The organism is Pantoea sp. X-Soil-TKNS-1211, from assembly GCF_059730495.1.
Window position 1 is genome coordinate 229,475 of sequence record NZ_AP035957.1, and the last position, 16,448, is coordinate 245,922.

The following is a 16,448-nucleotide window of genomic DNA, read 5'->3' on the forward strand; positions in this document are numbered from 1 at the left end:
CCGCTGGCTGGCTGAATCTGTTGCGTCATGGCCGGTTGCGTGATGAAAGACTTTATCCAGCAGGGTATTAAGATTCTGGCCTTTCCGGAAATGTGTCTCACCGGCTACTGGCACGTTCCCGACCTGACGGCCCAACAGATTACCGAGCTGGCAGTACCGAACGCGGAGAAGACGGGCTTAATTACAATTCCTATGCGATTTGTATGCCGGACGGCTGCGTGCATATGCATCGAAAAATGTACGCGTTTGAGCATCCCGGCATTGTGCGGCGATAGTGGGCGCGGTTAGATCATGCGCTGGCTGCCATCCAGAGCGCACAGTAACGGCCTGTTTATTCTGTTTAGTAAGAAGAAATAGCCAAAGCTACCACGCTTAAGCAACACGATAGATGCACGGGAGAAAAGAGGAGACTTTCGTGTTTCTGGCTGAACTAAGCACCTGATGAGAACGGCAGAAATAATACACGGATGTATTATCCTAAGAAAAACCGACTAAAAATCGTCTTGTTAAAACTCAAAAATAAAGAGCATTGTGTGTTTTTTCCCTGATGTCGTTGATGTTCATTGGGATTTTTCTTAATTGAAACTAATATCAGGCCTCCAGGGGACTACATATAACTTAAGAGTTGCTTTTATGATTAGTCGCACGATATCAGGAGTGGCGGGTGCCATTCTGTTAGCTTTATCACCTTTAAGTCAGGCAGCAAATTCATCACCCGCACCAAAAGAAGCTGACTGGGTCGCCAAAGAATTTACCTTTAATAACGGCGAAAAACTGAAAGATCTGCGCATTCATTACTACACGATCGGCGATCGCAGTAAACCTGCGGTATTATTACTTCACGGAACTAATCAGCCCGTTAAAGCGTTACTTGCTCAGGGTTTTGCCGGTGAGTTATTTGGTCCGGGACAGGCGCTGGATAGCAGCAAATATTTTATTATCATCCCGGAAAGTATTGGTTCCGGAAAGTCATCCAAGCCTTCGGATGGTTTGCGCATGGCATTCCCTCACTACGATTATGACGATATGGTGACCGCACAATATCGTTTAATTAAAGAGGGTTTGGGTATTTCTCATCTCCGCCTGGTGATGGGATATTCTATGGGAGGTATGCAAACCTGGCTATGGGGTGAAAAATACCCGGCGATGATGGACGCGCTGGTACCAATGGCCTCACAACCCAATGAGTTGTCCGGTCGTAACTGGATGCTGCGCCGCATGTTGGTCGAATCGATCAAAGGTGATCCCACCTGGGCCGAAGGCAATTATCGCCAGCAGCCTGCGACACTGAAAACCGCCAATATCATGTTCAGTATCGCCACCACAGGCGGTACGCTGGCGTATCAACACAAAGCACCTACGCGCGCGCTAGCGGATAAGCTGGTTGATGAACGTCTTGCAGCACCGGTCACCGCCGATGCTAACGACCTCATTTATATCTGGAGTTCATCGGCAAATTATAATGCGCTGCCTGCCCTGAATCATATCAAAGCGCCGATGTTAATTATTAATTCAGCGGATGATGAACGTAACCCGGTTGAAACCGGCATTCTCCAGGGCGAATTACATCAGATAAAACAGGCTGAATTGCTGCTTATCCCGGCGAGTGCGGAAACCAGCGGGCATGGCACCATGATGCAGGCAAAGTTTTATCATGAAAAACTGAAAACGTTCTTAGCACATACGCCCGTCGCAACGGAAAGTCATTAATATCTTTCTTTGTCAGGAAGTAACCCCGGTTACTTCCCGTTTTAATAAGGGATTTATTTTCGACCGCATTCTCCATTTCATCATTTAATCGTTAGCAGGGAATACTCTATGTTTCGTAGAATAAAGATCCGCACTGCACTCAGCATAATGATCTTTTCACTGACTGCACTGTTACTCTTCGTAGGCATTCTGGGATTATTTGCCGTGCAGTCGGGGAATAAATCCTTTGCCACAGTGGATACCGAAGTTTTGCCGGGATTAGTGGCGCTGAATGAAAGTTCAGAGCTTTTATTACGTGGCCGACTGGATTTGCGTTTATATGAATCACTGATGGGTAGCGGCGACACAGTAAAAGCCAAAGTGGCACTGGAGCGCGCTCGCGGCAAAATTGATAGCGCCAGCGCGAAATGGCAGGACTACCTGAAATATCCGCAATCGGCAGAAGAACGTCCGATTGCGGCAGAAATGGCGACGACCCGTGATGCATTGATGAAAGAGTTCATTAACCCGGCCTTTGACGCGCTGGAAGCCGGTAAGCTGGACGAATATCGTCAGCGCGCCGGAAAGTCGACAGCCTTGTATGGTGCCTTTGATACCGCCTCCAAAGCCCTGGTTGCCTTTAAATTGAAAAGCATTGATGTCGCCTATGACGACTCCAGTGACCGGGTGAAACGCATGGAGTTTGTGTTGTACTTCTCCATTGCCTGCGCCCTGGTGCTGGCCGGTCTGGCCTGGTCGGTGATGACCAATTTGATCGTCAAGCCGCTGAATAATGTGATTAATGTTTTTGACCGCATTGCGGAAGGTGATCTACGCGCACGCATTGATATCAGCGGGAAAAACGAGATAGCCCAACTGTTTGCAGCCGTACAGCGCATGCGCGATGGGTTGGAAAATATGGTTCTGCTGGTACGCAACGGTACAGATGCGATCGGAACCGGTGTGGAAGAGATCGCCTCCGGCAATATCGACCTCTCCAGTCGCACCGAGCAACAGGCCGCTTCACTGGATGAAACCGCCTCCAGCATGGAGCAGATTATGGCGACTGTGCAAAATAACGAAGACAACACCCGCAAGGCGAATGCGCTGTCACAGAAAGCCTCAAATTCCGCTTCCCGTGGTGCCAACGTGGTGTCTGAAGTGGTATCCACCATGAGTTCGATTGAGAAAAGTTCAGCCAAAATTGGTGACATCGTCGGTGTTATTGACGGCATTGCTTTCCAGACCAACCTGCTGGCGCTGAATGCCGCCGTTGAAGCGGCACGTGCCGGAGAAGCTGGGCGTGGGTTTGCTGTGGTAGCATCAGAAGTTCGCGTATTGGCGCAGCGCAGCGCCACGGCGGCGAAAGAAATTGGCACCATGATCAATGACTCGCTCAGCAGTATTGAGCAGGGTTCCGGGCTGGTGAAACAGGCGGGTGTCACCATGAATGAAGTCATGGTTGATGTGAAGAAAGTGGTCGAGATTATGGATGAAGTGATGCTCGCCTCCGGTGAGCAGACACGCGGTATCTCGCAGATCAATATCGCCATTCAGCAGATGGATGGTGTCACTCAGCAGAATGCCTCGCTGGTGTCTGAGGTGGCAACGGCAGCCAGCTCGCTGCAAGAACAGGTGGTGAACCTGCAACAGTCGGTCACGCGTTTCCAGGTGGACGACGATAAAGCCAACCTGGGAAATGATCTGTATAGCGGAGCACATGATCTGGCGTTGATTAACCTGAACTAGTTGCAAATATCCGAGCCTTTTCTCCTGTGGAATTAAAGGCTCGGATGAAATAGGGTTAGGTCACCCCACCTCTGCAAATCCCATTTTACTGCCCAGCCAGCCTCAATCGATCCCCCTTGCAAGATATATCTTTAAAAGCGAAATATCCTCTCTCCCGATGAAATAATGCTAAAAAAATCATAACGTCCAACAACTGCAATCTCGCTATAGTATGATTGATCATCACCTATAACATCAAAAAAGAGCACAGAGAATGAATGCTTATTTTTCCACCAGGTACTCAAAAATAAAAAACTTACCCTTTATTCTAAAGGGAAATAGTGCCGAGAGAAAACTGCGCATGACCATTCTCATCTCTGGCATCTCCAGCATTCTGGCCGGATTATATATGGCCATCTTAAATTTCACCCTCGGCGATCGCTTTATATTCCTCTTTTATTGTATGACTACAGTCCTGGGTGTCTATATTTCAGCCGCTGCCTTCTGGAACAAGATTAATCGACACATATATATTATTTCTCATGGCTTGTTGATTAGCATCATCCTGCTTTGTTTATTTGATAATAATCATGATTTCGCTAAGCATTCAGAATACAATTACCTTGTTGCCTTGACAATTGGTGCCGCATTGGTGTTACGACAGCAATCCGGGTATTTAAAGCAGGTATTCCCCTTGATTTGCCTGCTGGTTTACCTGTTTTTTGTCTCCACCGGCACCATATGGCAGGATGGTCGCTTCCAGACTGATATGGCGCATGTGTCCGGTTTCTATATCGCCAACTGTTCTGTTCCCGTCGTGGCGCTTTTGCTGGCCGTTTTTACCGCACGTGGGAACTACTCTGAAACCGACTTAATTAAACGCGAGCTTTCCCTGGCCATTGAGAGAAACCAATTACAACTGTATTACCAACCACAGCTGGACAGTAATAAAGTATTGATTGGATTTGAAGCCCTGCTGCGCTGGAAACATCCGGCCAAAGGGTTTATCTCACCTGAAGTCTTCATTCCGATTGCGGAGAAAAGTGGTTTGATCATCGATATCGGAAGATGGGTAATGGAACAGACATTACGCCAGGTTGCTGATTGGGAGCGCCTCCACAACCTCGGTGACATCGCCTTCTCCATCAATATCAGCCCGTTACAGTTGATGCACAGAGACTTTACTCAGGATACTCTACTAACGCTTTCAAACAGCAAAATCCGCCCGGAAAGAATCAAGTTTGAAATTACCGAAACCACGTTTATCTACGACCAGGAAAAAATTGCCGACGTTATGCAACGCTTTAGTGGACTGGGCATCAAATGGGCGATTGATGACTTTGGTGTTGGGTACTCATCGTTAAAATCAATCAGTGATTTCGCTGTTGATGATATCAAGATCGATAAGTCACTTATTATGCAGGTATTCAAAAATGAATCAGCATCCATCGTGGTACAAAAAACCATCGAACTATCCCGGGAGATGGGGTTAAACGTGCTCGCCGAGGGGATCGAAAATGAAGAGTATTTCGAATACCTGAAAAAAATGGGATGCCAGCTGTTTCAGGGTTTCCATTTTTCCCGCCCCCTGCCTGCGACAGATGCCCTGATGTGGATTAAAAAAAAAGGTTGTAATGGAAAGTTCGGCTCCTCCCACGAGAGTTAACTTTTGAAGTAGTGAGATGAAATAACCTATAATCCCGATAATTACACTTGTGCTTCAGGGAAGAAAATGACTTTGCTTGCAACCACACGTACCGATATTTATCTGCTGACAGAAAATCTCGCTGAGGCTTATCTCGCCTTTTTAGTCAATAACCGGGATCATTTCGCCCCCTTTGAACCCGTACGCGCGGAAGAATATTTCACCCTTGAACACACCCGTCAGCGGATTGCCGATGCAACCGCCGATTTTACCGCAAGGAAAAACCTGCTGCTGGTTTTTACGCCGAAAGGTGAAGACAAAATTATTGGCAGCATCAACTTTACCAATTTCGTGTATGGCGTTTTTCAGGCGTGCTATCTGGGCTTTTCCCTGGACAGAACATATCAGGGCAAAGGGTTAATGCACGAAGCGCTGGAGATGGCGCTCACGCATGTGCAGAAAGAATATGGTTTGCATCGGGTGATGGCGAATCATCTTCCCACTAACCTGCGAAGTAGCAATACTCTGACGAAGCTTGGTTTTAGCCGGGAGGGTTATGCAAAGTCCTACCTCAAAATCAACGGCAGCTGGCAGGACCATGTTCTTAATTCACTTATTTTCCCTGAGCATATCTGACTAAAATCAGGGAAATCTTCCAGCGACTTTTTACAATTTCCCCCACTCAGGAAGCCTGTTCACGTATTTACGCCAGCGGTGAAACGCGGCCATCATCAGCCCGAAGAATAAACCCGCCATGACAGAAGAGAGTAAAGCAGTGGTAAGACTCGCGCACTGAGGTTGCCAGGTGGTAAACCACATTAATATCCCCCAGGTGAGACCAAAACCGGGACCGAACAGCAACACATTGGTCCAGAAGAAGGTAAAGGGCGGTGGTGGAATATTTACCCCCAGTTTCCATAACAGACGATGCAGTGGCGGCGCATAATTGCTACGCCACATGCCCTTCGCGGCCATTATTTCCAGTGCACGTTCTTTCTTCCTGTCGAAATTCGCATTCTTTGCCATTGTAAACCTCCGTTGTCTTCTCCATTAACCTACAGCAGCATACAGGGCAGAATTGATTGGCAAAATACTCTGTTATTTTTTTCCTGCAGAAAGTGTTCTGTATCGAAGCGCATCCACTACCAGGGTAAATGCGGTAGAAGGCTGGCGGCGGCTGGGATAATAAAGATAATAGCCGGCAAAGGCGGGACACCATTCTTCCAACACACGCGTCAGTTTGCCTTCGCTGATATAGGGTGAAAACTCCTCCTCAGGCAACCAGGCAATACCATGCCCCGCCAACGCCGCATCGACGACATGCAATGACGTATTAAATAAAACCTGTCCGTCCACCCGGACATTCACCTGCTTGCCTTCATGCTCAAAATCCCAGACATACAGACCACCGGAGCTTACCATTCGTTGATTGATACACTTATGATGTGTCAGATCGCGTGGTGTCTGTGGCGGCGGATTGGTAGCAAAATATTCAGGTGATGCAACGACCGCCATACGTAAAGGAGGTCCAATCGGCACAGCGACCATATCCTTATCGATAGTATCACCCAGCCGTACCCCGGCATCGAACCGGTCTGCAACAATATCGGTAAAACCGTAATTAACGTTAAATTCAATATTGATATCCGGGTACTGGTGCATCAGCGGGGAAAGTTTTGGTAACAGGGTCGTACGCAATACATGATCACCACAGGTAATACGCACCGTTCCTGCTGGCTTCTCACGCAGTTCCGTGAGGTTTTCCAGCTCCAGCTCAATCTCGTCAAAATGCTGACCGATGGACTGCAATAGTTTTTCCCCCGCTGCTGTGGGTGCAACCCTGCGCGTGGTGCGGGTCAACAATCGAATTTGTAACCGGGTTTCTAATGCCGTGACTGACTGGCTTAACGCAGGTTGCGTCACGCCTAACAAGGCTGCTGCACGCGTAAAACTGCCCTCGCGCGCCACGGTGATAAAAGAAATCAGATCATTTAGGTTGCGCCTGAACATCCCCAACTCCTCAGAATTTATAAGTTGTACTTATAAGCTCAGTAATAATCCATTAGCTAGTCATACTTTGCCACAGCTGTCATATTTATCCCATCACCAGTTATGACGTAACCCGCTCAGCAAACCCCGTCGCGACACGGTTATAAGCAAAATCAGCAACCCTTGATCAACCGGTCTACACATGCGTTATCCGCATGCGGGAACACTTATGGCGAAAAAAGGTAACGACAGGAAAACCATGAAACCTATGCGGAGGAAAAACCGGTTATGACGGATGCAACACGCGAGTTAACCCATGAGCCAACCCGAGAAACGGCGAACTGGAGCGGGGTCATGGCAATGACATTGTGTGTCTTCGCCCTCGTCGCCTCAGAGTTTATGCCTGTGAGTTTGCTCAGCCCGCTGGCTAGTGATCTTCGGGTGAGTGAAGGACTCGCCGGACAGGGCATATCTGTATCCGGTGCTTTTGCCGTCGTCACCAGTCTTGCGGTTGCAACGTTAGCGCGAGGCCTCAACCGCAAGCATGTATTGCTCGGCATGACTGTGCTGATGACCCTTTCCTCCGCGATTATTGGTCTGGCGCAAGACTATCTGACCTATATGGCCGGTAGAGCGCTGATTGGCATCGCTATCGGGGGGTTCTGGTCCATGTCTGCTGCTACCGCCATCCGCTTAGTGCCGCCACAGCGTGTAGCGCGCGCCCTGGCGATCTTCAACAGCGGTAATGCGCTGGCAACCGTGGTAGCCGCCCCGTTAGGGAGTTTTCTCGGAGCCATGATCGGATGGCGAGGCGCATTCTTGTTGCTCATTCCTGTCTCCCTGTTGGCATTGATCTGGCAATGCCTCGCCCTCCCTGCCATGCGTGTGATACCCGCTTCAGGCAAGCAGACTCCTATCTTCGGGCTGTTGAAACGACCCGCAGTGGTGATGGGGATGGCAGCCTGTGGCGTGTTTTTTATGGGGCAGTTTGCGCTGTTCACCTATCTGCGCCCCTTCCTCGAAACGGTGACTCAGGTTAGCCCAACACAACTTTCACTGATCTTGTTGTTCATTGGTGTCTGCGGTTTTCTTGGCACCCTGATGATTAACAGCGCGTTAAAAGTCGGCTTCTTTTCGACTCTGGTCGCGATTCCTTTGCTGATGGCGCTGCTGGCGGTGGTACTGACCGGCGCTGGCACACATGCCTGGTTGGTACTCCCGGTGCTCGGATTATGGGGATTGATCGCAACTGCGGCACCCGTGGGCTGGTGGAGCTGGGTAGCAAATACCCTGCCGCAGGACGCCGAAGCCGGTGGAGGATTAATGGTCGCCGTCGTACAGCTCTCGATTGCGCTCGGTTCCACCGCAGGCGGCCTTGCTTTTGATACCAACGGCTATCGCGCCAGCTTTGTACTGAGCGCCGGAATATTACTGTTGGCTGCCATCCTGACCAGGCAGCTGGCTAAAAGAGCACAACCCTAAATCCTTGTTCTTTCATAACCATCAGGAAATTTATAATGAAGAGATTCACACTACTTCTGGGATTGTTATTCAGTGCATTCGCGGCTACCAGTGCCGATATGTCGCACGGTGCAGATAACTTTTATCACAGTAATAAGGTCACGAGCCAAAAGGTCACCTTCAAAAATCAGTATCAGATGGATGTCACGGGTAATCTGTTTATGCCGGTCGGCCTCGACCAGAACACCAAACACCCGGCGATCATTGTGGGTCACCCGATGGGGGCGGTGAAAGAGCAAAGCTCCAATCTGTACGCACAAAAGCTGGCGGAGCAAGGATTCGTCACTCTGGCCATCGACATCTCCTTCTGGGGAGAAAGTGCCGGACAGCCACGCAATGCGGTGTCACCCGACATCTACGCCGAAGATTTCAGTGCCGCAGTGGATTATCTCGGCACCCGCACCTTTATCGATCGCAAGCGCATCGGTGTGCTAGGGATCTGTGGCAGTGGCAGTTTTGTTATCAGTGCGGCAAAAATCGATCCCCGCATGAAAGCCATTGCCACGGTCAGCATGTATGACATGGGTTCAGCCAATCGCAACGCACTGCATCACTCGTTAACCCTTGAACAACGTAAGAAGATCATCGCTGACGCCGCTGAGCAGCGTTATGTTGAATTCACTGGCGGGGCAACCCAGTACACCAGCGGCACCGTGCATAACATCGATGCCAGTTCATCGCCAATAGAGAAGGAGTTTTACGATTTTTACCGCACGCCACGAGGGGAATTCACGCCAAAAGGCACCACGTCGCAATTCACTACGCACCCGACGCTGACCAGTAACGTCAAATTTATGAATTTCTATCCATTTAACGACATTGAAACTATTTCACCACGTCCGATGTTATTTATTACCGGTGATCAGGCACATTCAAAAGAATTTAGTGAAGACGCTTATAAACGCGCTGCGCAGCCTAAAGAGCTGTATATCGTTCCCAACGCAGGCCATGTCGATCTCTACGATCGTACCGACCTGATCCCCTTCGCTAAGCTGACGTCATTCTTCAAAACCAACTTGTAATGATCATCGCCCCCCACTCTCGGGGGGCGACGAGAACCCTACCTAACTCGTTGCCAGCGACATCGCCTTACGCAACCCACTCACCCCGGACGAGTTGATCGGCGTCACCAGGGCATAGTTGTAGTGCTCATCACTCCAGTACTGTGCCATGACATCGTCGGCCCGGCGCTCACCATGCGGTAATTTCACCGGGTCCAGCGGGCGGATATACCACCCTACCCGTGTTCCCTGTGGGTCCTGATACATTATCAACGCGGCGGGCCCCTGCGCCGTCGCCATCAGCCGCGCCCCCACCAACCTGAAGCCAAACTGTTCAAGATTGGGCGGCGGATCGCCGTTGATAAAATAACGCGCCACCCAACTGCTCAGTTCGGCGTGCTGGCTCGCCATCACGTCCATCGGGGTTTGTGTCTGATTATCAAAGATCTTATAAGCCTGCACCGCGTCTTCCATCGGCTGCGGGCTGGTAATGACCTGCGACTCTTTCAGGTGCCAACCGGTGAAACCACCGACACTTACCGCCAGCACCAGCATGCATGCCGTCGACAGTTGCCGTAACCGTTGTTGCCGCATCTGACGCCGCAGGTATTGCAGATGGGGGCGGTCAACCACCCGCGTATGCCGGCTGATGGCCTGACGTAATTGTTGCGCGTCAGCCCGCCAACCGGCAACTTGCGCAGCGGCCTGCGGGTTTTCTTTCAGGTAGCGTTCAACGCGCTCTGCCGTTGCCTCATCCGCTTCGCCATCCATCCAGGCATGGAGATCGTGTTCATCCGGTGGCAAAGTCATTTTAGTCTCCTTAGCGGCAACGGCGTCGCCTTACCTTCCAACTGCTCATGCAGCAACTTACGTCCACGCGATAACCGCGACATCACGGTCCCGAGTGGGATATCCAGCGTTTCGGCCGCCTCTTTATAGCTCAGTCCCTCAACGCTCACCAGCAACAAAATGACGCGATAATCCGTGGGTAATGCCGCAAAAACCGCCAGCGTATCGTCGGCAATCGCCATTGACTCGGTGGATTGGGTGAACATCTCCTCACCAGTGAAAAAAGTCAGCAGCTTCATATAACGTTTGCGCCGCCGTTCGCCATCAACAAACTGACGGTAAAGAATAGCAAACAGCCAGGCACGCAGACTCTGTTCACCCTCGCCCTGCCGCTGGCGGGTTAACGCTTTCGTCAGGCAGCTTTGTACCAAATCTTCCGCGCTGTGCGGATTGCGGGTCAACCACAGCGCAAAGCGTTCCAGATGTGGCATCACCTGGCGGATTTCATCATCGGTCAGTTGTGACATGGTGATCCTTTAGCGTCTGCGAGCGCCCGACATACTCGAAAAAACCCCATCGCGCAGTATCAGCGCATGGAATAGAGCGGCGGCTAAATGCAGCAGTACGGTGATAAACAACATCAACGCCACCAGGGTATGCAGAGGACGCAGTATGGCATACCAGTCATTATCCACTGGCAAAATCGGCGGTAGCAACCATTTGCCACCTAAAGAGATTGGCATTCCCGCCGCAGACAACATCGCCCAGCCGATCAACGGCTGAATCAGCATCATCGCATACAGCGCCCAGTGCGAGAGATGCGCCATGCCTCGCTGCCAGCCGGGTAGAGAAGCGGGTAATGCCGGGGTGACGGTAGCAAAGCGCAGCCACAGACGCACTACCACCAGCACCAAAATCATCAGCCCCAACGGTTTATGGACCGTGACCAGCAGGCTATGCAGCGATGACACGGTGGCGACCATCGCCACGCCAATAAACAGCATCGCCACAATCGCGGCCGCCATTAACCAATGGATAAGACGCAGCACAGGGTGAAAATAGCCGACATGTTTCATAAGTGGGTCCCCGCCTGTTCACGTGTACGCAGGTTATAAGATTTGGCATACGCCGCCGAACGCGCATTGAGTAACGGATCATTGGATGCGGCAATCCCATCAGGAAGGATCAGGGGATCATAATTGATGTCGTTGCACGGTCCCTGTTGCTGCGGCAACGCGCGGGTTAACACCAGGGTCCCGGCATTGATGGTTTGGCGATCGGCAGGCCAGACTTTGGTCGCATTGCTGCCATCATCACCCGGCTGCGCGACGGTGATCACGAGGTCCCATTTCAGCGGTCCCTGATTCAGGCGTTGTTGCAGGTCCTGCTGGAGAAAATCTTTATCATTTTTATCCGTGGCACTAATCGGCTGATAGTCGGCATGGGGCACCATACTCCAGCGCACCAGATGTGCCGCGCCCGCTTTATCGATAAACCGGAACGCATTCAGACTATTGAAACGATCGCTGGCCCAGCTTGACGATGGGACATATTGCTTCGCCCAGGCCAGAAACGCCTTAAATTCAGGATGTTTTCCCACAAAGGCCCCTACCTTTTGCGGATCAGGTTTGCCCGTCGCCGGATCGGGAAGCGTGGCGGTTTGCAGCTCATAAAAACCTTCAGGGGTTGCCACCGGAAACAACGGCATGGCATTCATTCCGGTGCGCCATTGCTCGCCATCTCGCTGCTGAAAAGCTAACGCCATGCTGCGCACCGGTACCGCATAATCCGGCGCTGACGGGTTGCCGCCTGCGATAGCGAAGCGTCCGGTCACCGGGGTCTCACCCGGCGCGAAAAGCGTCGCGCGCGATAACCCACTGGCATTGCCGTTGGAAGCAAATGTGCCAATCACGCAGATCCCTTTGGCATGATTGCGGCGATAACCCGGATGCTCACCGCCCGCTTGCTGCAACACCGAAACCAGTTTGTCGGAGGTTAGTCGTGCTGGCGTCAGCCAACCACCAGCCCATAAGAACAACACAAGTACAACCAGTGGAACCAGACCGATCAGCAACAAACGCCGCATTTTCTGACCGGTAGAAAGTGGAGTTGGAATCATTTTTTTGCTCACCCTGCTCACATTGAGCGAATAAGACGAATGGGCGGCAGGTTTATTCCCGCAACAAAAAAATTTTTTACTCAGAGGATGCCAGAGAGGGAAACGGTGCACATTCAATATTGACGGGGGGCACCACAAAGCAGCGCGTCTGCTCCTTCAATTCACCTTTCGTGTTTTATGATCGACTCCAGTCCTCCAACAACAAATCAGTGACCCGCTCAAACTCTCGCGTATTGTTGGTGACCAGAATGGCACCTGTAGCCACTGCATGTCCGGCTATGGCGGTGTCGTTAGGTCCGATGGGGGTTCCGGCGCTTGCCAGCCATCCCTTGATCTCCGTGGTCGCATCAACAGCCGCCTTGTCCCAGGGAAGAATAGCATCAAGACGAGCGCAGAATGCATCAACAAGCAGCGCATGCCGCGGAGAAGCCTTCTTGCCAATCGCGCCAAAGCGCATTTCAGCGTAGGTGATAGCGGACACCACGATACGGTGACCGCGCAACACCCTCTGCTCAAGACGAGTGATCACCGCCTCCGGTTGCTCACGCATGATAAATGAGCAGATGTTCGTGTCCAGCATGTAGGTCTTATTCACAGTTCAAAGCGTCCTTCGTCGCTGACAATGTCCCCGCGCTCTGTCATAAAATCTGAGTCAGCCTTTTCAAATTGACTGAACGAACTCCAGGTAGGCCGAACAGGGCGTAAAATAATGCTGTCACCTTCACGAATAATCTCTAGTTCACTAACACCTTCAAAATCGAGATCGCGCGGTAAACGAATAGCGCGATTGTTACCATTTTTAAAAATCGAAACGGTTCTCATCATATTCTCCTGGCCGTTCGGCCTGACCAAAGCGCACCACGCGCATATGTACAGTATAGGCAGATGCTAAGCATATGTATAGTTCCTGGATACGTGGCCGAATTCAAAAGAAAGATAAACGCTGTTTCTCCAGAAAGGCCTGTTCATCGGCCGATGACGCCCTACCCAATAACGCATTACGATGTGGATAGCGGCCAAACCTCAAGATAATTTCGCGATGTTCCCGCTCACTTTGCGCATACGAGCCACCTTTAAGCTGCGCAAACAGTTCTACCGCTTTTTCATGAATTTCCGCAGACTCTGAATGCATCCACGGCATTAACATAAACCCCTTTTCGTCGAGCGTGAGATATTCCCATCCCTCAATGTTTAATGCCTCCTGAGCGAGGATCAAGGCCATGCCATCCTGACGCCAGGCGGTGTTACTTTGGCGATTCAGGTTGCGGGAAAATTGGTCGAGAACAATGATTTCAGCAAGGCGGCCATACAGATTCTCACGCCAGGTAAACAGTTCTCCTCGGCAGGCTGACTCCCAGCAACAGCCGAATAACCGGCGTATTTCGTCGTCAAACGCCTGTTCATTTTTGAACCATTTATCTTTGCTGGTATGACTGAACCAGAACTGGAGAACATCTTCGTAATGCATGTTATACCCTCCACCGTTACGGAATGTGCACGAGTGTTAGATGGAAACATGGTGACTGGTCAGCACATTATCGACATAGCGATGAATCATTAGTGCCGGAGGGTCGTTAACCGGGGGAACCGTATCTGTACCAAACCAGACGGGATTCGCCGGGCACAGCGAACCGCAGATATAAGCCGGAACCCCGGCTAAAGAACCCGCTATCGGCCGATGGACATGCCCGGTGGCAATTGCCAGAACCTTGCCGGGCATACGCCTGATCAGCGCGGCCAGTTCCGCAGCCCCTGCACACATCGTCTCGTCCAGCGAGGGGATCCCCGATGCAAAAACATGATGATGCAGAAATAGCAGCGCTGGTGACGTATGGATATCCCGGAGTTGTTGCTCCAGCCAGGCAATATGGTTGACTACGCTACCTGCGGATGTATTCGCCAGCGTGGAGTCCAGACCGATCAGACGCAGATCGCCAGCATCGTAATTAAAGTGTAGGAACTCATCCGGGGCAGCTGCATCCCAAACCGCACGCATCTGGCGGCGATCATCGGAGTTACCAGGAAGTACTCGCGAAGGCCACTTTCTCTGGCTTAACCGCTCAGCAATCAGCGAATATCCAGTAAGCCACTGGTCATCAATCAAGTCCCCGGTCAGCACCAGAACGTTCGGGTTAAGCTGATCGAGCCACGCAAGGGCTTTATCAAACCGTTGCAAATTATCATTGTCAGGCGAAGCATGAATATCTGAGATCTGCGCTACCAGCATCTTTACCTCAGCGTGCGGCAAGGGAACGGATCACGGTGATGGCGCGTTCCGTATCATCCCAGGGGACAAAAATATGATCATGGAAGTAGCCTGCGACCACGTTACAGCTGATGCCATCCTCTGCCAGTGCCGCAGAAAATGCTGCGGTCAAGCCAACAGCGGCCAGCGAAGAGTGCACTTCGAGGGTGATCCATCCGGCAATGTACTCGTACCCGATACCTTGCGCCAACGCCACCGCCTGCGGCAACACCAACGTGATCCCCTCACGTTCCCGCACCACCACTATGGCCTGCGCCAGCAACTCAGCCGCAGGGTTCTGCAAAGTACAAAAGACGAACTGCCCCTCATTGCGTCTGGGTGACGCCGTGCGCAGTAAAATCTGAAGATTATTTTCACCTGACATCATCGTTACTCTTTTCATCATCGACTCGGGTGGCAATCCCACTAACAGGATAGCCGCTACCCTTCACGGCGTGTATTCTGAGCCAGATAATTTCAGACATCTGATCGGGAGAAACTATGTTGTTGTCCAGCCTGTTGGCGATTGCAGCGGTGTTAATGATGGGCGTAATTAGCCCTGGTCCAAGTTTTATCTACGTTGCCCGCAATGCTGTCGCGCGCTCACGATTGCACGGCCTGATCACCGCACTGGGAATGGGAACCGGGGCCGCTATCTTCTCGATCATGGCGATGTTTGGTCTGGAGAGGATTTTGATTGCTCTGCCTGAATTGTTTACCGTGCTTAAAATTGCCGGTGGCCTTTATCTGATCTGGATGGGTTATAAGATTGCGAAGAATGCGTCAAAACCTTTTAGTGTGACCTCAGAATCGTTAGCAGAAGCTCATTCCTTGTTCGCCACCTGGCGCAACGGATTGTTGACCCAGTTGAGCAATCCGAAAACCGCCCTGGTGTTTGCCTCCATCTTTACTGCATTGTTACCCAAAGAGATTCCCGGATATTTCTATTATATTATTCCGTTGATGGCATTCGTGATTGATGCCGGATGGTATTCACTGGTCGCGGTTTTATTATCAGCGAAAAGACCACGAGATATCTATTTGCGCCTTAAACGCGCCATCGACACCGTCTCCTCGACGATTCTGGTGTTGTTAGGGATTAAAATTATCCTCACATCGTTTCAGAAATAACCCGCAACTAAACAGGCTTCCACACATGAAGCCTGTTTAGTCATAGTCCTACAGTGAGGGAATTGCCGGAAAATCAACTTCAGTATCATTCACCCGATTAAGCATATTGGTGAACAGAATCGCGGTCACCACACCGATGGTTTCAACCACTTGCTGGTCACTAAACCCGGCATCGCGAAATGCACTGACATGATGGGCTGATAAGGTGCCGCGCGTTGACACCAGCAGTTGCACAAACTTCACCAGCGCATCGATTCTGGCATCATCGACCAGAAATCCCTGACGTAGTTCAAGCGTCTGCGCCTCGCTGTAACCGGCTTTGATCGCCTGCGGCGTATGGGCAGCGAGACAATAATCACAGCCGCTCTCCTCACTGACTGCCAGATTGATCGCCTCACGTTCCCGTGCGCTGAGGCTGCTCCTGGTCAACGCCGCGTTAAGCTGTAAGGTTTGCGCCAGAATATCAGGGGCATTGCTGCCAATGGTCAGATACGCATTGGGGACTTTCCCCATCGCCTGTTTAATGCCTTTGAACAGCTCGGCGGCTTTGCCACTGGCTTCCTCAAACGTATTCGTATGTAAACGACTCAT

The 16,448-nt window shown here is 51.1% G+C and carries 19 protein-coding genes and 1 pseudogene; 8 read left to right on the top strand and 12 right to left on the bottom strand.

Annotation, left to right across the window (positions count from 1 at the left end; all coding sequences use genetic code 11):
• Positions 1-39: 39 nt before the first annotated feature.
• From AC6I8W_RS27730 to AC6I8W_RS27750, 5 genes and pseudogenes are all read left to right on the top strand, one after another.
• Positions 40-263, top strand: a pseudogene (locus tag AC6I8W_RS27730) (acyltransferase); the annotation flags it as partial.
• Positions 264-633: 370 nt separating this feature from the next.
• Entirely contained in the window at positions 634-1,710 is a 1,077-nt protein-coding gene (locus AC6I8W_RS27735) for an alpha/beta fold hydrolase (RefSeq protein ID WP_497839436.1), read from the top strand.
• A 108-nt stretch (positions 1,711-1,818) separates the two neighbouring features.
• Positions 1,819-3,438, top strand: a complete 1,620-nt coding sequence (locus AC6I8W_RS27740; RefSeq protein WP_497839437.1) for a methyl-accepting chemotaxis protein — start codon at positions 1,819-1,821, stop codon at positions 3,436-3,438.
• 340 nt (positions 3,439-3,778) lie between these two features.
• A complete protein-coding gene (locus tag AC6I8W_RS27745) occupies positions 3,779-5,083 on the top strand; it encodes a putative bifunctional diguanylate cyclase/phosphodiesterase (RefSeq protein ID WP_497839438.1) in 1,305 nt (434 codons plus the stop codon).
• Positions 5,084-5,149: 66 nt separating this feature from the next.
• Entirely contained in the window at positions 5,150-5,698 is a 549-nt protein-coding gene (locus AC6I8W_RS27750) for a GNAT family N-acetyltransferase (RefSeq protein WP_497839439.1), read from the top strand.
• Between the two features lie 30 nt (positions 5,699-5,728).
• On the opposite strand, the gene AC6I8W_RS27755 is transcribed toward AC6I8W_RS27750, so the two are convergent.
• Both AC6I8W_RS27755 and AC6I8W_RS27760 read right to left on the bottom strand, forming a co-directional pair.
• Positions 5,729-6,088 carry a DUF6404 family protein gene (locus AC6I8W_RS27755; RefSeq protein WP_497839440.1) on the bottom strand — a complete coding sequence of 120 codons (360 nt, stop codon included), beginning with the start codon at positions 6,086-6,088 and terminating at the stop codon, positions 5,729-5,731.
• Between the two features lie 72 nt (positions 6,089-6,160).
• Positions 6,161-7,072, bottom strand: coding sequence for a LysR family transcriptional regulator (locus AC6I8W_RS27760; RefSeq protein ID WP_497839441.1), 912 nt, complete (start codon positions 7,070-7,072; stop codon positions 6,161-6,163).
• Positions 7,073-7,339: 267 nt separating this feature from the next.
• Here AC6I8W_RS27760 and AC6I8W_RS27765 point away from each other — a divergent pair, with 267 nt between their 5' ends.
• Together AC6I8W_RS27765 and AC6I8W_RS27770 are read left to right on the top strand one after the other, a co-directional pair.
• Positions 7,340-8,533 carry an MFS transporter gene (locus AC6I8W_RS27765; RefSeq protein WP_497839442.1) on the top strand — a complete coding sequence of 398 codons (1,194 nt, stop codon included), beginning with the start codon at positions 7,340-7,342 and terminating at the stop codon, positions 8,531-8,533.
• A 35-nt stretch (positions 8,534-8,568) separates the two neighbouring features.
• A complete protein-coding gene (locus AC6I8W_RS27770; protein WP_497839443.1) occupies positions 8,569-9,594 on the top strand; it encodes an alpha/beta hydrolase in 1,026 nt (341 codons plus the stop codon).
• Between the two features lie 42 nt (positions 9,595-9,636).
• Here AC6I8W_RS27770 and AC6I8W_RS27775 read toward each other — a convergent pair whose 3' ends face one another.
• The 9 genes from AC6I8W_RS27775 to AC6I8W_RS27815 form a co-directional block, all read right to left on the bottom strand.
• Positions 9,637-10,383: an anti-sigma factor family protein gene (locus tag AC6I8W_RS27775; protein ID WP_497839444.1), complete on the bottom strand. Its 747-nt coding sequence runs from the start codon at positions 10,381-10,383 to the stop codon at positions 9,637-9,639.
• Positions 10,380-10,889, bottom strand: a complete 510-nt coding sequence (locus tag AC6I8W_RS27780) for an RNA polymerase sigma factor (protein WP_497839445.1) — start codon at positions 10,887-10,889, stop codon at positions 10,380-10,382. The genes AC6I8W_RS27775 and AC6I8W_RS27780 overlap by 4 nt, the downstream gene beginning before the upstream one ends.
• A 9-nt stretch (positions 10,890-10,898) precedes the next feature.
• Entirely contained in the window at positions 10,899-11,438 is a 540-nt protein-coding gene (locus AC6I8W_RS27785) for a cytochrome b (RefSeq protein WP_497839446.1), read from the bottom strand.
• Complete coding sequence (locus AC6I8W_RS27790; RefSeq protein WP_497839447.1) at positions 11,435-12,481, bottom strand: catalase family peroxidase; 1,047 nt, start codon at positions 12,479-12,481, stop codon at positions 11,435-11,437. Before AC6I8W_RS27790 ends, AC6I8W_RS27785 begins: the two co-directional genes overlap by 4 nt.
• Positions 12,482-12,656: 175 nt before the next feature.
• The gene (locus AC6I8W_RS27795; protein WP_497839448.1) at positions 12,657-13,076 is read right to left on the bottom strand and encodes a type II toxin-antitoxin system VapC family toxin; all 420 of its coding nucleotides are present in this window, start codon (positions 13,074-13,076) and stop codon (positions 12,657-12,659) included.
• Positions 13,073-13,303 carry a type II toxin-antitoxin system VapB family antitoxin gene (vapB, locus tag AC6I8W_RS27800; RefSeq protein WP_497839720.1) on the bottom strand — a complete coding sequence of 77 codons (231 nt, stop codon included), beginning with the start codon at positions 13,301-13,303 and terminating at the stop codon, positions 13,073-13,075. Before vapB ends, AC6I8W_RS27795 begins: the two co-directional genes overlap by 4 nt.
• Before the next feature lie 103 nt (positions 13,304-13,406).
• Entirely contained in the window at positions 13,407-13,949 is a 543-nt protein-coding gene (locus AC6I8W_RS27805; protein ID WP_497839449.1) for a DUF924 family protein, read from the bottom strand.
• Between the two features lie 36 nt (positions 13,950-13,985).
• Positions 13,986-14,708, bottom strand: coding sequence for a metallophosphoesterase (locus tag AC6I8W_RS27810; protein ID WP_497839450.1), 723 nt, complete (start codon positions 14,706-14,708; stop codon positions 13,986-13,988).
• 7 nt (positions 14,709-14,715) lie between these two features.
• Entirely contained in the window at positions 14,716-15,111 is a 396-nt protein-coding gene (locus AC6I8W_RS27815; protein WP_497839721.1) for an ACT domain-containing protein, read from the bottom strand.
• Positions 15,112-15,227: 116 nt separating this feature from the next.
• Between AC6I8W_RS27815 and AC6I8W_RS27820 the strand changes: the two genes are divergently transcribed.
• Positions 15,228-15,857, top strand: coding sequence for a LysE family translocator (locus tag AC6I8W_RS27820; RefSeq protein WP_497839451.1), 630 nt, complete (start codon positions 15,228-15,230; stop codon positions 15,855-15,857).
• Positions 15,858-15,905: 48 nt separating this feature from the next.
• Here AC6I8W_RS27820 and AC6I8W_RS27825 read toward each other — a convergent pair whose 3' ends face one another.
• Complete coding sequence (locus tag AC6I8W_RS27825) at positions 15,906-16,448, bottom strand: carboxymuconolactone decarboxylase family protein (protein ID WP_497839452.1); 543 nt, start codon at positions 16,446-16,448, stop codon at positions 15,906-15,908.

Coding starts and splice junctions, on each gene's coding strand:
- AC6I8W_RS27815 (WP_497839721.1), bottom strand. CDS start 15,111: ATGTCAGGTGAAAATAATCTTCAGATTTTACTGCGCACGGCGTCACCC.
- AC6I8W_RS27785 (WP_497839446.1), bottom strand. CDS start 11,438: ATGAAACATGTCGGCTATTTTCACCCTGTGCTGCGTCTTATCCATTGG.
- AC6I8W_RS27755 (WP_497839440.1), bottom strand. CDS start 6,088: ATGGCAAAGAATGCGAATTTCGACAGGAAGAAAGAACGTGCACTGGAA.
- AC6I8W_RS27760 (WP_497839441.1), bottom strand. CDS start 7,072: ATGTTCAGGCGCAACCTAAATGATCTGATTTCTTTTATCACCGTGGCG.
- AC6I8W_RS27740 (WP_497839437.1), top strand. CDS start 1,819: ATGTTTCGTAGAATAAAGATCCGCACTGCACTCAGCATAATGATCTTT.
- AC6I8W_RS27745 (WP_497839438.1), top strand. CDS start 3,779: ATGACCATTCTCATCTCTGGCATCTCCAGCATTCTGGCCGGATTATAT.
- vapB (WP_497839720.1), bottom strand. CDS start 13,303: ATGAGAACCGTTTCGATTTTTAAAAATGGTAACAATCGCGCTATTCGT.
- AC6I8W_RS27735 (WP_497839436.1), top strand. CDS start 634: ATGATTAGTCGCACGATATCAGGAGTGGCGGGTGCCATTCTGTTAGCT.
- AC6I8W_RS27765 (WP_497839442.1), top strand. CDS start 7,340: ATGACGGATGCAACACGCGAGTTAACCCATGAGCCAACCCGAGAAACG.
- AC6I8W_RS27790 (WP_497839447.1), bottom strand. CDS start 12,481: ATGATTCCAACTCCACTTTCTACCGGTCAGAAAATGCGGCGTTTGTTG.
- AC6I8W_RS27775 (WP_497839444.1), bottom strand. CDS start 10,383: ATGACTTTGCCACCGGATGAACACGATCTCCATGCCTGGATGGATGGC.
- AC6I8W_RS27805 (WP_497839449.1), bottom strand. CDS start 13,949: ATGCATTACGAAGATGTTCTCCAGTTCTGGTTCAGTCATACCAGCAAA.
- AC6I8W_RS27820 (WP_497839451.1), top strand. CDS start 15,228: ATGTTGTTGTCCAGCCTGTTGGCGATTGCAGCGGTGTTAATGATGGGC.
- AC6I8W_RS27770 (WP_497839443.1), top strand. CDS start 8,569: ATGAAGAGATTCACACTACTTCTGGGATTGTTATTCAGTGCATTCGCG.
- AC6I8W_RS27780 (WP_497839445.1), bottom strand. CDS start 10,889: ATGTCACAACTGACCGATGATGAAATCCGCCAGGTGATGCCACATCTG.
- AC6I8W_RS27825 (WP_497839452.1), bottom strand. CDS start 16,448: ATGAGTCGTTTACATACGAATACGTTTGAGGAAGCCAGTGGCAAAGCC.
- AC6I8W_RS27750 (WP_497839439.1), top strand. CDS start 5,150: ATGACTTTGCTTGCAACCACACGTACCGATATTTATCTGCTGACAGAA.
- AC6I8W_RS27810 (WP_497839450.1), bottom strand. CDS start 14,708: ATGCTGGTAGCGCAGATCTCAGATATTCATGCTTCGCCTGACAATGAT.